This window comes from Acidovorax sp. (assembly GCF_047607405.1).
Classification (GTDB): Bacteria; Pseudomonadota; Gammaproteobacteria; order Burkholderiales; family Burkholderiaceae_C; genus Acidovorax.
The window spans coordinates 25,804-39,490 of sequence record NZ_JASGDA010000034.1; the positions used below are offsets into that span (position 1 = coordinate 25,804).

Genomic DNA, 13,687 nt, shown 5'->3' on the forward strand with positions numbered 1-13,687 from the left:
AGGTTCGTCCGCCTCTGCTCAGGGGCTTACTTCCAGAGCGCGCACTTGCTCTCGGCCTTGGTGGTGAACACCTGGTCGCCGGGCAGCTTCTTGATGAGCTTGTAGTAGTCCCAGGTGCCCTTGGACTCGGACGGGGACTTCACCTGCATCAGGTACATATCGTGCTGGTAGCGGCCATCGGGGCGGATCTGGCCCGAGGCGAAGAAGTCGTCCATCTTCATGCCGCGCCAGGCTGCCATGACCTTGTCGGCATCGGTGGTGCCTGCGGCCTCCACGGCCTTGAGGTAGTTCCAGGTGGCGGAGTAGTCGGCAGCGTGGATCTCGGTGGGGCGGCGCTGGGTCTTGGCCATGAACTTGTCGGCAAACTTGCGCGTCTGGTCATTCAGGTCCCAGTACCAGCTGGTGGTGAACTGCAGGCCCTCGGTGTTGCGCAGGCCCAGGCTGTGGATGTCGCTGAAGAAGATCAGCAGGCCTGCCAGTTTCATGCTCTTGCCGATGCCGAACTCCTTGGCCGCCTTGATGGAGTTGATGGTGTCGCCGCCCGCGTTGGCCAGGCCCAGGATCTGCGCCTTGGAGTTCTGCGCCTGCAGCAGGAACGACGAAAAGTCGGACGCGTTCAGCGGGTGGCGCACACCGCCCACCACCGTGCCACCCTTGGCCTTGACCACGGTGCTGGTGTCGGCTTCGAGCGCATGGCCGAAGGCGTAGTCCGCCGTCAGGAAGTACCAGCTCTTGCCGCCGCCATCCACGATCGCGCCGCCCGTGCCCTTGGCCAGGGCCACGGTGTCGTAGGCGTAGTGGACGGTGTAGGGGCTGCACTGCTCGTTGGTCAGTGCCGAGCTGGCCGCGCCGTTGGTGACGAAGACGCGCTTTTTCTCCTCGGCCACCTTGGCCATGGCCAGGTTTGCGCCAGAGTTGGTGCCGCCGAAAACCAGGGCCAGGCCCTGGGTGTCGATCCACTCGCGCGCCTTGCTGGCGGCGATGTCGGCCTTGTTCTGGTGGTCCACCGTGAGCAGTTCGATGGGCTTGCCCAGCACCTTGCCGCCGAAGTCGTCGATGGCCATCTGGATGGCCGTGGCGCCGCCCTTGCCTTCCAGATCGGCGTACAGGCTGGACATGTCGGTGATGAAGCCGATCTTGACGGTGTTTGCGTCTGGAGCGGTGGCCGCGCCGGTCGCGGCCTGGCTGGCGGGCGCACTGGCCGCAGGGGCGGACGCGGGCGCAGGCGCTGATGCGGGGGCCGCAGGGGCCGCCGGTTCTTCCTTCTTGCCGCATGCGGCAAGAACCGCCAGGGCAACGATGGTGGGAACGAGGTACCGTTTTTGCATGCTTGTCTCCTGTTGAAATGAAGTGTCGAGTGGTTGCAAGGGGAAAGGCACGATGGAATCCGTTCAAACGCCCAGCAGTTCGGTCAGCACGGGCATCTTGGCTTCGAGCTCGGCGGCGCTGAACTTCAGCTCGATGCGGCCATGCTCCATCACGTAGAAGCGGTCGGCCAGCGGCGCCGCGAAGCGAAAGTTCTGCTCCACCATGACGATGGTGTAGCCTTTCTGGCGCAGCGTGGTGATCATGCGGGCCAGGGCCTGCACGATGACGGGAGCCAGGCCCTCGGAGATTTCATCGAGCAGCAGCAGCTTGGCGCCCGTGCGCAGGATGCGCGCCACGGCCAGCATCTGCTGCTCGCCGCCGGACAGGCGGGTGCCCTGGCTGCTCTTGCGCTCGGCCAGGTTGGGGAACATGGCGTAGATCTCATCGACCGGCATGCCCGGCGTGCCGGTCTTGAGCACCGGCGGCAGCAGCAGGTTTTCCTCGCACGACAGGCTGGAGAAGATGCCCCGCTCTTCCGGGCAGTAGCCCACGCCCAGGTGGGCGATGCGGTGCGTGGGCAGGTCGATGGTTTCCGTGCCGTTGATCTTGATGGAGCCCTTGCGCGCTCCGGTGAGCCCCATGATGGCGCGCATGGTCGAGGTGCGCCCTGCCCCGTTGCGGCCCAGCAGCGTGACCACCTCGCCGGGCTGCACGGTGATGTCCACGCCGTGCAGCACGTGCGATTCTCCGTACCAGGCCTGGAGGTTCTTGATTTCGAGTGCGGGAGCGACCATGTCAGTGTGCTCCCTGCAGTTGGCCGTCCGTGGTGCCCATGTAGGCTTCCATCACTTGCGGGTTGTTCGATACGTCTTCGTAGGGGCCTTCGGCCAGCACGGCGCCGCGCTGCAGCACGGTGATGCGGTCGGCGATCGTGGATACCACCTTCATGTTGTGCTCCACCATCAGGATGGTGCGGCCCGCCGAAACCTTCTTGATGAGCTGGGTGACGCGGTCCACGTCCTCATGGCCCATGCCCTGCGTGGGCTCGTCGAGCAGCATCAGTTCTGGCTCCATCGAGAGCGTGGTGGCGATCTCCAGCGCGCGCTTGCGGCCATAGGACAGATTCACTGTCAGCTCGTCGGCCAGGTCTGCGAGGCCCACTTCGGCCAGCAGCTGCATGGCGCGCTCGTCGAGCTGGCGCAGGCTGCGCTCGCTCTTCCAGAAGTGGAACGACGTGCCCAGCTTGCGCTGCAGGCCCAGGCGCACGTTTTCCAGCAACGTCAGGTGGGGGAAGACAGCGGAGATCTGGAACGAACGGATCACGCCGCGCCGCGCAATCTGCGCGGGCTGCTCGCGCGTGATGTCGTGCCCGTTGAAGCGAATGGTGCCCGAGGTGGGCGTGAGGAACTTGGTCAGCAGGTTGAAGCAGGTGGTCTTGCCCGCGCCGTTGGGGCCGATCAGCGCATGGATGGAGCCGCGACGCACAGCCAGATTCACGTTGCTGACGGCGGTGAAGCCCTTGAATTCCTTGGTCAGGCTTTTGGTTTCGAGGATGACATCGGTCATTGTTCCAGGGGCGCTCCGTAGGGGGCTGGGGGAAGGAAGCCTTGGCGGGCAAGGCACTCCACACATGGGTGCGAATGCCGTGCATCGTATGCGCCCGCGCCTCGCAGCAGCTACTGGAACTAACACCTATGCGTAACTACCTACGCCGTACCTACGCTGCCGCCATGGCGTGTTTTTTCTATCAAATTGATAGCTTCTCGCGCTTTCTGGATAAGCGCTAGAGGCCGATTTGACTCTGAATTACTGCAGGGTTTCCTTGGCGGCTGCGGGCAGCGGCAAGGGCAGTACGGCAATGCCCTCCTCCAGCAGTTCCAGCGTCTCGTCGGGCGTAGCCTGGCCGCGAATGGCGCGCTCTTCGGTTTCGCCGTGGTGCATGCGCCGGGCTTCTTCGGCAAAGCGCGTTCCCACGTCTTCGGTCTGGGCCACGATCTTGCGGGCCAGTTCCAGCCAGGCTGCCTGCAATGGCGCTGGCAGCACGGCGGCACCAGCGGGTGCGGGAACGGATACCGGCGCGGTCGCTTCGGGTTCGGCAGCGCCCAGGTTCAGGCGCGGGGCGCTCAGGCGCTTTTCGATGTGGCTGTCGGCGCACAGGGGGCACTGCACCAGCCCGCGCTGCCGCTGGCCCTGGAAGTCGTCCTCGGACGCAAACCAGCCCTCGAAGACGTGGCCCTGGCGGCATTGCAGGTCGAGCACCTTCATGTCAGTCCCGACGGCGCAGCAGGTAACGATAGACGAAGCCCGGGAAAGCCAGCGTGAGGAACAGCGCCCCGGTGACCGCGTAGAACTCCCAGCCCTGCGGCGCGATCTGCCCCGCGCGCCGCTCCAGCAACAGCGCCAGGCCGCCAACCAGGAAGTACCACAGCACCAGCTCCGCCAGCCGCGCCGCCAGGGGCTTGCGCGGCGCAGCGGCGGGGCCGAGCACCAGCCAGCGGTGGTTCACGAACGGCAGGTTGGCGGCTACGAGCGCCGCCACGATGACCAGCCAGACGGAACCGGTGAGCGACACGGCAGATACAGGAACAGGCTCAGGTGCCGAGGGCGCGCACCACGGCGTCGGCGCACAGCGCCATCAAACCGCCAGGCAGCAGACCCAGCACCAGCAGCAGCGCGCCGTTGAGCGTGAGCACCACGCGCACGTCCGCCGGGGCGGAGACGTTCGAGGCCGTGAGCGGCGCATCGAAGTACATGACCTTGACCACGCGCAGGTAGTAGAACGCGCCAATCAGCGACATGACCACCGCAAACACCGCCAGCCCGATGTACAGCGCCTGGCCCGACGCCACCAGCGCCTGCAGCACCGCCAGCTTGGCGTAGAAGCCCACCAGCGGCGGGATACCGGCCATGGAGAACAGGCAGACGGCCATCACGCCTGCGTACAGCGGGCTGCGCTGGTTGAGGCCGGCGAAGTCCGAGATTTCTTCGCTCTCGAAGCCTTCGCGGGCCAGCAGCAGGATCACGCCGAACGCGGCCAGCGTGGTCAGCACGTAGGTCACCACGTAGAACATGGACGCGCTGTAGGCGTTCTCGACCGCCGTGGCATCCACATTGCCGTTGACCACACCCGACATCAGGCCCAGCAACACGAAGCCCATTTGCGAGATCGTGGAATAGGCCAGCATGCGCTTCAGGTTGGTCTGCATGATGGCGGCTAGGTTGCCCACCAGCAGCGAGCCGATGGCGAGCACCGCCAGCATCTGCTGCCAGTCGATCGCCAGGGGCAGCAGGCCATCCACCAGCAGGCGGATGGTGATGGCAAACGCGGCCAGCTTGGGCGCGCCGCCGATCATCAGCGTAATGGCCGTGGGCGCGCCCTGGTACACGTCGGGGATCCACATGTGGAACGGCACCACGCCCAGCTTGAAAGCCAGCCCGGCGACCACGAAGACGAGGCCGAACACCAACACCTGGTGCTTGATCTGCCCGGCATTGATGGCCTTGAACACCTGGCCGATGTCCAGCGAGCCCGTGGCGCCGTAGATCATGGACAGGCCGTAGAGCAAAAAGCCGCTGGCCATGGCGCCGAGCACGAAGTACTTCATGGCGGCCTCGGTGGCGGTGGCGTTGTCGCGGCGCAGGGCCACGAGGGCATAGCTCGACAGCGTGAGCAGTTCCAGGCCCAGGTAGATCACCAGGAAGTTGTTGCCCGAGATCATGACGGACATGCCCAGCAGCGCGAACATCGCCAGCGTGAACATCTCGCCGCCGCGCAGCATGCCGCGGTCGGCCGCATAGGGTCGCGCATAGACCAGCGTGACCATCATCGCGACGGTGGCGAAGCATTTGAGCCAGTTGCCCATGGCGTCGCTCACCACCATGTTGCCCCAGCCGTAAAAGGTGTTGCCGCTGCTGGCGTACAGGCCCTGCAGGGCGGCCACGACGGCCAGGGTGAGCAAAGTCAGCACGTAGGTGCCGGTGCGGCGCACGCCGTGTACGCCCAGATCGACCAGCGCGATCACGCAGGCCATGGTCAACAGCACGATCTCGGGGTAGATCGCCAGCCAGCTGATGTTGTCAATCATGTTCTGGAATCTCTCAGTTCAGCTTGGACAATGCGACATGCTTGAGCAGCTCTGCCACGGATGCGTCCATCACGTCGGTGAACGGGCGCGGGTACAGGCCCATCACCAGCACCGCGATGGCAAGCACGGCCAGCACCAGGAATTCGCGGCAGCTGATGTCGGCGAGGCCGCGCACGTTGTCGTTGCCCACGGGGCCAAGATAGACGCGCTTGAACATCCACAGCGTGTAGGCGGCACCGAAGATCAGCGCGGTGGCGGCAGCCAGGCCGATCCAGAAGTTGGCCTTCACGGCGCCCAGAATCACCATCCACTCGCCCACAAAGCCCGCTGTGCCCGGCAGGCCGCAGTTCGCCATGGCAAACAGCAGCGCGAACGCGGCGAAGTTGGGCATGGTGTTGACCACGCCGCCATAGGCCGCGATCTCGCGGGAATGCACCCGGTCATACAGCACGCCGATGGACAGGAACATGGCGCCCGACACGAAGCCGTGCGCGATCATCTGCACCAGGCCGCCGGAAACGCCCAGGTCATTGAAGATGAAGAAGCCCAGCGTGACGAAGCCCATGTGCGCCACGGACGAATACGCCACCAGCTTCTTCATGTCCTTCTGCACCATGGCGACCAGGCCCACATAGATCACGGCGATGAGCGACAGCGCGATCATCAGCCAGGCCCACTCGCGCGCGGCGTCCGGCGCAATGGGCAAAGAGAAGCGCAGAAAGCCGTAGGCGCCCAGCTTCAGCATGATGGCCGCCAGCACGGCGGAGCCACCGGTAGGCGCTTCGACGTGAACGTCTGGCAGCCAGGTATGCACCGGCCACATGGGCACCTTCACGGCAAAGGCGGCAAAGAAGGCGAAGAACAGCAGGGTTTGCGCGCCAGAACTCAGGGGCAACTGGTGCCATGCCGCAATGTCGAAGCTGCCGCCCGACTGGTTGTACAGGTAGATCAGCGCGATCAGCATCAGCAGCGAACCGAGCAGCGTGTACAGGAAGAACTTGAACGCGGCGTAGATCTTGTTGGGGCCACCCCAGATGCCGATGATGAGGTACATCGGGATCAGCGTGGCCTCGAAGAACACGTAGAACAGCATGCCGTCCAGCGCGGCGAACACGCCGATCATCAGGCCCGACAGGATCAGGAACGCGCCCATGTACTGGTTCACGCGCTCGGTGATGGACTCCCACGAGGCGATCACCACAATGACGGTGATGAAGGCCGTGAGCGGCACGAACCAGAACGAGATGCCGTCCACGCCGAGGTGGTAATGCACATTGAAACGCTCGATCCACGCTGCCTTCTCGACGAACTGCATGGCGGCGCTGCCGACCTCGAAACCACTGTACAGCGGCAGCGTGACGAGGAAGCCGATCAGCGCACCCACCAGCGCCAGCCAGCGCACGGCATTCGCATGCTCATCCCGACCGATGGCGAGCAGCAGCACGCCAAAGGCAATCGGCACCCAGATCGCAAGACTCAACAGACCCATTTTTGTTCTTCTCCTACTTGTTGAGCCAGACGAAGTACGTCATGAGGGCGAAGACCCCCAGGATCATCGCCAGCGCATAGTGGTAGATGTAGCCAGACTGCACCCAGCGCACCACGCCAGCCACCCAGCGCACGACCTTCCACGAGCCGTTGACCACGGCGCCGTCGATGACGGCCTGGTCGCCGCCCTTCCACAGCCCCACGCCCAGCGCGCGCGCGCCGCGCGCAATGATGTTCTCGTTGATCCAGTCCAGGCCGTACTTGTTTTCAAGCAACTGATAGACCTTGATGGATTCGAAGAAGCGCTTGAGCGCGGCGGGCAGCGCCGGGTTGACCATGTACATGTAGTACGAGGCCGCTACTCCTGCCAACACCAGCCAGAACGGCGCCGTTTGCAGGGCGTGCAGGGCCATTGCCACAGGCCCATGGAACATTTCCGCCAGTTCGGCCATGGCATGGTGCTTGGCGCCATCGACGTGGATCACGTCCTTGAAGAAGTCGCCGAACAGCATGGGCTGAATGGTGAAGAAGCCCACCACCACCGAAGGGATCGCCAGCAGCACCAGCGGCACCGTTACCACCCAGGGCGACTCGTGCGGCTTCGCGTCATGGCCATGTCCATGATCATCGTGGTGGTGATGGTCATCATGGTGCGCGTCCGGGTTCTGGTCGTAGCGCTCCTTGCCGTGGAACACCAGGAAGTACATGCGGAACGAATAGAAGGCCGTGATGAACACGCCCGCGAGCACAGCGAAGTGCGCGAAACCCGCGCCGGGCAGGTGGCTTTCGGCCACGGCCTCGATGATGCTGTCCTTGGAATAGAAGCCCGAGAACAGCGGCGTGCCGATCAGCGCCAGCGAGCCCAGCAGCGAGGTGATCCAGGTTATGGGCATGTACTTGCGCACGCCGCCCATCCAGCGGATGTCCTGGTTGTGGTGCATGCCCATGATGACCGAGCCCGCGCCCAGGAACAGCAGCGCCTTGAAGAAGGCGTGCGTCATCAGGTGGAACACGGCGACCGAGTAGGCCGATGCGCCCAGCGCCACCGTCATGTAGCCGAGCTGCGACAGTGTGGAGTACGCCACCACGCGCTTGATGTCGTTCTGGATGATGCCCAGGAAGCCCATGAACAGGGCCGTGATGGCGCCGATCACCAGGATGAAGCTCAGGGCCGTGTCAGACAGCTCGAACAGCGGCGACATGCGCGACACCATGAAGATGCCCGCCGTCACCATGGTGGCGGCGTGGATCAGCGCGGAGATGGGCGTGGGGCCTTCCATCGAGTCCGGCAGCCACACGTGCAACGGGAACTGGGCCGACTTGCCCATGGCACCGATGAACAGGCAGATGCAGATCACGGTGATGAGCATCCAGTCCGTGCCGGGGAACGGCAGGCTGCCCAGTTCGCCCGACTTGGCGAAGATCTCGCCGTAGTTGAGCGTGCCCGCATACGCGGCGATCAGGCCGATGCCCAGGATGAAGCCAAAGTCGCCCACGCGGTTGACCAGGAATGCCTTCATGTTGGCGAAGATGGCCGATGGCTTGTTGAACCAGAAGCCGATGAGCAGGTACGACACCAGGCCCACGGCTTCCCAGCCAAAGAACAGTTGCAGCAGGTTGTTGCTCATGACCAGCATGAGCATGGAGAACGTGAACAGCGAGATGTAGGCGAAGAAACGGTTGTAGCCGTCGTCCTCTTGCATGTAGCCGATGGTGTAGATATGGACCATCAGTGATACGAAGGTGACGACCACCATCATCATGGCCGTGAGGCTGTCCACCAAGAAGCCCACCTCCATCTTCAAGCCTCCCACCACCATCCAGGTGTAGAGCGTTTCGTTGAAGCGGGCGCCATCGACGGCCACGCTCCACAGCGTCTGGGCTGACAGGATGAAGGCCACCAGCACACCCAAAATCGTCAGGGTGTGGCTCGCGCGGCGGCCAATCCAGTTGCCGCCGAAGGTCGTGCCAAAGATACCGGCCAGCACGGCGCCCGCCAGCGGCGCCAGCGGCACGGCCAGGAGCGTTGAAGCAGAGAGGGTTTGACTCATTCTTGAGAACCTTGCGAATACCGGCGATCCCTCAACCCTTGAGGGTGTTGAGGTCTTCCGCGTTGATGCTGGACTTGTTGCGGAACAGCAGCACCAGGATGGCCAGGCCAATGGCCGATTCGGCTGCCGCCACGGTCAGGATGAAGAACACGAACACCTGCCCGTGCATGTCGCCCAGGTAGTGCGAGAACGCCACGAAGTTCATGTTGACCGCCAGCAGCATCAGTTCGATCGCCATCAGCAGCACGATCAGGTTTTTGCGGTTCAAGAAGATGCCGATCACGGCCAGCGCGAACAGCATCGCGCCCAGCGAGAGGAAGTGGCCCAAAGTCAGCGTCATGCTTTTTTCTCCTCGGCGGCGGGCTCGGCGGGCGCTTCTTCGGGCGCGGCCTTTTGCGTGGCGGCGAGTTTCACTACGTGCAGGCGGTCGCTGGCGCGCACGCGGATCTGCGTGGACGGGTTGATGGCCTTGCTGTCCTTGCGCTGGCGCAGGGTCAGCGCGATGGCGGCGATCATTGCCACGAGCAGGATCACAGCCGCGATCTCGACGGGGTACAGGTACTCGGTATAGAGCAGTTTGCCCAGCGCCTTGGCGTTGGAGTGTTGCACCACCTGCCCGGCCGCATCCACCACGGCGGCGGGGGCCTTGGCCTCTTCCATGCCACGGAAGCCGCCCATGAGCACGGCGGCCATTTCGAGGGCGATCAGCGCGCCCACGGTGGCGGCCAGCGGGAAGTGCTTCCAGAAACCCTTGCGCACGGTGTCGATGTGGATGTCCAGCATCATCACCACGAACAGAAACAGCACCATCACCGCGCCCAGGTACACCAGCACCAGCGCGATGGCCAGGAACTCCGCCTTGAGCAGCAGCCACACGGCAGCCGCCTGCGAGAAGGCCAGGATGAGGTAGAGCACCGCATGCACAGGGTTGCGCGCAGTGATGACCCGGAAGGCCGCGAACAGCAGCACGACCGAGAAGAGGTAGAAGAAACCAGTCTTGGCGTCCATGGATCAATACCCTCAGCGGTACTTGGCGTCCGCTGCCTTGTTGGCGGCGATCTCGGCTTCGTAGCGATCCCCCACCGCCAGGAGCATGTCCTTGGTGAAGTACAGGTCGCCACGCTTTTCGCCGTGGTATTCGAAGATGTGCGTCTCGACGATGGAATCCACCGGGCAGCTTTCCTCGCAGAAGCCGCAGAAGATGCACTTCGTCAGGTCGATGTCGTAGCGCGTGGTGCGGCGCGAACCATCGTCGCGCACGTCCGATTCGATGGTAATGGCCATCGCGGGGCACACGGCCTCGCACAGCTTGCAGGCGATGCAGCGCTCCTCGCCGTTCTCATAACGGCGCAGCGCGTGCAGGCCGCGGAAACGGGGCGACAGGGGCGTCTTTTCCTCGGGGAACTGGACGGTCACCTTGCGGCGGAAGGCGTAGCGGCCCGTCAGGGCCATGCCCTTGAATAACTCCACGAGCATGAAGCTCTTGAGGAAGTCTTTGACGGAGAAAGGTGCAGCAGCAACAACGGCGGTCATGGGGATCCCCGCTTATTTCCAGATATTCCAGGGCGAGAGCAGCCACCCGCCCACGATGAGCAGGTACACCAGCGTCACCGGGATGAAGATCTTCCAGCCCAGGCGCATGATCTGGTCATAGCGGAAGCGCGGGAAGGTGGCGCGGATCCAGATGAACATGGACACCACGAGGAAGGTCTTGGCGGCCAGCCAGATCCAGCCGGGAATGAACGACAAAGCCTCGATAGGCGGCAGCCAGCCGCCCAGGAACATCAGCACCGCGAGGATGGACACCAGCCACATGCTGGCGTACTCGGCCAGGAAGAAGATGGCGAAGCCCATGCCCGAGTATTCGACCATGTGGCCGGCCACGATTTCGGCCTCGCCCTCCACCACGTCGAACGGGTGGCGGTTGGTCTCGGCCACGCCCGAAATCAGATAGACCAGGAAAATCGGCAGCAGCGGCAGCCAGTTCCAGGACAGGAAGGTCAGGCCCATGGTGGCCATGGTGCCCTGGCCCTGCCCCATCACGATCTGGGTCAGGTTCATGCTGCCGGACACCATGATGACCACCAGGAAGCAAAAACCCATGGCAATCTCGTAGCTGACCATCTGCGCCGATGCGCGCAGTGCGCCCAGGAAGGCGTACTTGGAGTTGGACGCCCAGCCGGCGATGATCACCCCGTACACCTCGATGGACGTGATGGCCATGATGAGCAGCAGGCCCGCATTCACGTTCGCCAGCGCCACGTCGGGCCCGAACGGAATCGCCACCCAGGCCGCCAGCGCGGGCATGATGGCCATCACCGGGCCGAGCACGAACAGGCCCTTGCTCGCCGCGGCAGGCTGGATGATTTCCTTGGTCAGCAGCTTCAGCGCATCGGCGATGGGTTGCAGCAAGCCCATAGGCCCCACGCGGTTGGGGCCATGGCGCACCTGCATGAAGCCCAGCAGTTTGCGCTCCCACAGCGTCAGGTAGGCCACCGCACCCATCAGCGGCGCCAGGATGCAGACGATCTTGATGAGTATCCAGAGCACGGGCCAGGCGATGCCCATCCACCAGCCAAAGGGCAGCAGGTTCAGGCCCGCGTTGTAGATCGCGTCGATCATGCGGCCACTCCTTCACGTGCCATGCGCGCATCGGCGGTCAGTTGCAGCGACGTGGCGCGGCGCACCAAGCCGTCCAGTTGATAGATGGAAGCCACCACGGGCTCTCCAGCCGCCGCTGCCGAAGCCACCGGAACGGTCTTCACGGCGTTCGACAACTGCTCTGCCGGGATCTGCGTGACGGAGCCCGCTGGCGCATTCGTGGCGCGGGCCAGCACATCCTGCGAGGTTTCGAAATCGAAACCGGGCACGCCGAGCAGATTGGCGAGCACGCGCAGGACTTTCCACGCAGGTCGCGTATCGCCCAAGGGGCGGACGACGGCATGGAAGCTCTGCAGACGGCCTTCGGCGTTGATGAAACTGCCCGAGGTTTCCGTGAACGGGGCAATCGGCAGCAGCACGTCGCTGAATTCGAGATTGGCCTTGAACGGGCTCAAGGTAACCACCATGTCCGCGCCCGCAAGCGCCGTGGCGGCCTGCGCACCGGCAGCCGAGTCGTACACCGGCTCGGTGTTCAGCAGCAGGGCGGCCTTCAAGCCGCCCGCCAGCATCTGGCCCGCATTCAGGCCGCCCTGGACCGGGTGGGCGCCCACGAACTGCGCACCCACCGTGTTGGCGGCTTCCGTCAAGTAGCCGACGGTCGCGCCAGTGTTCTCGCCAATCCAGTTCGCCAAAGCCAGCAGTTGCGTTGCCTGTGCATGGTGCGCGGCGGCATTGCCCAGCAGAACGGCCTTGCGCTCACCGCCCAGCAGGGAGCGGGCAATGGCCTGGGCGGCTTCATCCGCGGATGCCGCGCCTGCGGGTGCGGCAATGCCCTTTTCCTGTGCCACGGCCGAAGCAATGCCGCCCAGGGTCTGCACCCATTGGCTGGTGCTCTGCACGACATACTGCTGCACGGGCAGCGCCCAATCCCGGGCGACGGAATCCACGGCGCTGACCTGGCAGCCATGGCGCGCGGCCTGGCGGATGCGCTGCGCGAACAGCGGATGGTCCTTGCGCAGATTGGAGCCCACGACCAGCACACTCTGCAGCGTGGACAGCGAGGCGATGGACGTGCCCAGCCAACGAATGCCTTCAGGCGCCGCGAACTCGGCGTTGCGCAGGCGGTAGTCGATGTTGTCGCTGCCCAGGCCGCGCAGCAGCGCGGAAGCCAGGTACAGCTCTTCGACGGTGCTGTGGGGGCTGACCAAAGCGCCGATGCTCTTGGCGCCATGGTCGCTCTGGATGTTCTTGAGACCGTTGGCCACGTATTCCAGCGCAGTCTGCCAATCCACCTGTTTCCAGATGCCGCCCTGCTTGAGCATGGGCTGGGTCAGGCGCTCGTCGCTGTTCAACGCCTCGTAGGAGAAGCGGTCCCGGTCGGCGATCCAGCATTCGTTGACGGCCTCGTTCTCCAGCGGCACCACGCGCATGACCTTGTGGTTCTTGACCTGCACGATGAGGTTGGCGCCGGTCGAATCGTGCGGGCTGATGGATTTGCGGCGCGACAGCTCCCAGGTGCGGGCGCTGTAGCGGAAGGGCTTGCTCGTGAGCGCGCCCACGGGGCAGATGTCGATCATGTTGCCCGAGAGCTCGGAGTCCACCGTGTCGCCAGCCACCGTGGTGATCTCGGAGTGTTCGCCACGGTTGACCATGCCCAGTTCCATGATCCCGGCCACTTCCTGGCCGAAGCGCACGCAGCGGGTGCAGTGGATGCAGCGGCTCATCTCTTCCATCGAGATCAGCGGGCCCACGTCCTTGTGCAACACCACGCGCTTTTCTTCTTCGTAGCGCGACGAGGAGCCGCCATAGCCCACGGCCAAGTCCTGCAGTTGGCACTCACCGCCCTGGTCGCAGATCGGGCAGTCCAGCGGGTGGTTGATGAGCAAAAACTCCATCACCGACTGCTGGGCCTTGATGGCCTTGTCGCTCTTGGTGCGCACGACCATGCCCTGCGTGACAGGTGTGGCGCAGGCGGGCATGGGCTTGGGCGCTTTTTCCACATCCACCAGACACATGCGGCAGTTGGCGGCAATGGACAGCTTCTTGTGATAACAGAAATGCGGAATGTAGGTGCCGGCCTTCTCGGCTGCATGCATCACCATGCAGCCTTCGGCGACTTCCACCTTCTGTCCATCGAGTTCAATTTCAACCATA

13 protein-coding genes are annotated in these 13,687 nt (G+C 64.1%); all 13 read right to left on the minus strand.

Annotated elements, in window-relative coordinates; translation table 11 throughout:
* Positions 1 to 26 precede the first annotated feature (26 nt).
* A complete protein-coding gene (locus tag QM569_RS04220; protein ID WP_414985977.1) occupies positions 27 to 1,328 on the minus strand; it encodes an ABC transporter substrate-binding protein in 1,302 nt (433 codons plus the stop codon).
* Positions 1,329 to 1,391: 63 nt separating this feature from the next.
* Positions 1,392 to 2,102, minus strand: a complete 711-nt coding sequence (locus tag QM569_RS04225; protein ID WP_414985978.1) for an ABC transporter ATP-binding protein — start codon at positions 2,100 to 2,102, stop codon at positions 1,392 to 1,394.
* A 1-nt stretch (position 2,103) separates the two neighbouring features.
* Entirely contained in the window at positions 2,104 to 2,874 is a 771-nt protein-coding gene (locus tag QM569_RS04230) for an ABC transporter ATP-binding protein (protein WP_414985979.1), read from the minus strand.
* 240 nt (positions 2,875 to 3,114) lie between these two features.
* Positions 3,115 to 3,573 carry a DUF1178 family protein gene (locus tag QM569_RS04235; protein ID WP_414985980.1) on the minus strand — a complete coding sequence of 153 codons (459 nt, stop codon included), beginning with the start codon at positions 3,571 to 3,573 and terminating at the stop codon, positions 3,115 to 3,117.
* Between the two features lies 1 nt (position 3,574).
* Positions 3,575 to 3,880: a DUF2818 family protein gene (locus tag QM569_RS04240; RefSeq protein WP_414985981.1), complete on the minus strand. Its 306-nt coding sequence runs from the start codon at positions 3,878 to 3,880 to the stop codon at positions 3,575 to 3,577.
* Positions 3,881 to 3,899: 19 nt separating this feature from the next.
* Positions 3,900 to 5,393, minus strand: coding sequence for an NADH-quinone oxidoreductase subunit NuoN (gene nuoN / locus QM569_RS04245; protein WP_414985982.1), 1,494 nt, complete (start codon positions 5,391 to 5,393; stop codon positions 3,900 to 3,902).
* Between the two features lie 13 nt (positions 5,394 to 5,406).
* On the minus strand, positions 5,407 to 6,882 hold the full coding sequence (locus tag QM569_RS04250) for an NADH-quinone oxidoreductase subunit M (RefSeq protein WP_414985983.1): 1,476 nt from the start codon (positions 6,880 to 6,882) through the stop codon (positions 5,407 to 5,409).
* A 13-nt stretch (positions 6,883 to 6,895) separates the two neighbouring features.
* Complete coding sequence (gene nuoL, locus QM569_RS04255; RefSeq protein ID WP_414985984.1) at positions 6,896 to 8,932, minus strand: NADH-quinone oxidoreductase subunit L; 2,037 nt, start codon at positions 8,930 to 8,932, stop codon at positions 6,896 to 6,898.
* Between the two features lie 31 nt (positions 8,933 to 8,963).
* Complete coding sequence (gene nuoK, locus QM569_RS04260; RefSeq protein WP_005793248.1) at positions 8,964 to 9,272, minus strand: NADH-quinone oxidoreductase subunit NuoK; 309 nt, start codon at positions 9,270 to 9,272, stop codon at positions 8,964 to 8,966.
* A complete protein-coding gene (locus QM569_RS04265) occupies positions 9,269 to 9,940 on the minus strand; it encodes an NADH-quinone oxidoreductase subunit J (RefSeq protein WP_414985985.1) in 672 nt (223 codons plus the stop codon). Before QM569_RS04265 ends, nuoK begins: the two co-directional genes overlap by 4 nt.
* A 12-nt stretch (positions 9,941 to 9,952) precedes the next feature.
* Entirely contained in the window at positions 9,953 to 10,465 is a 513-nt protein-coding gene (gene nuoI / locus QM569_RS04270; protein WP_414985986.1) for an NADH-quinone oxidoreductase subunit NuoI, read from the minus strand.
* Between the two features lie 12 nt (positions 10,466 to 10,477).
* Entirely contained in the window at positions 10,478 to 11,554 is a 1,077-nt protein-coding gene (gene nuoH, locus QM569_RS04275) for an NADH-quinone oxidoreductase subunit NuoH (protein WP_414985987.1), read from the minus strand.
* On the minus strand, positions 11,551 to 13,686 hold the full coding sequence (nuoG, locus tag QM569_RS04280) for an NADH-quinone oxidoreductase subunit NuoG (protein ID WP_414985988.1): 2,136 nt from the start codon (positions 13,684 to 13,686) through the stop codon (positions 11,551 to 11,553). Before nuoG ends, nuoH begins: the two co-directional genes overlap by 4 nt.
* Between the last annotated feature and the right edge of the window lies 1 nt (position 13,687).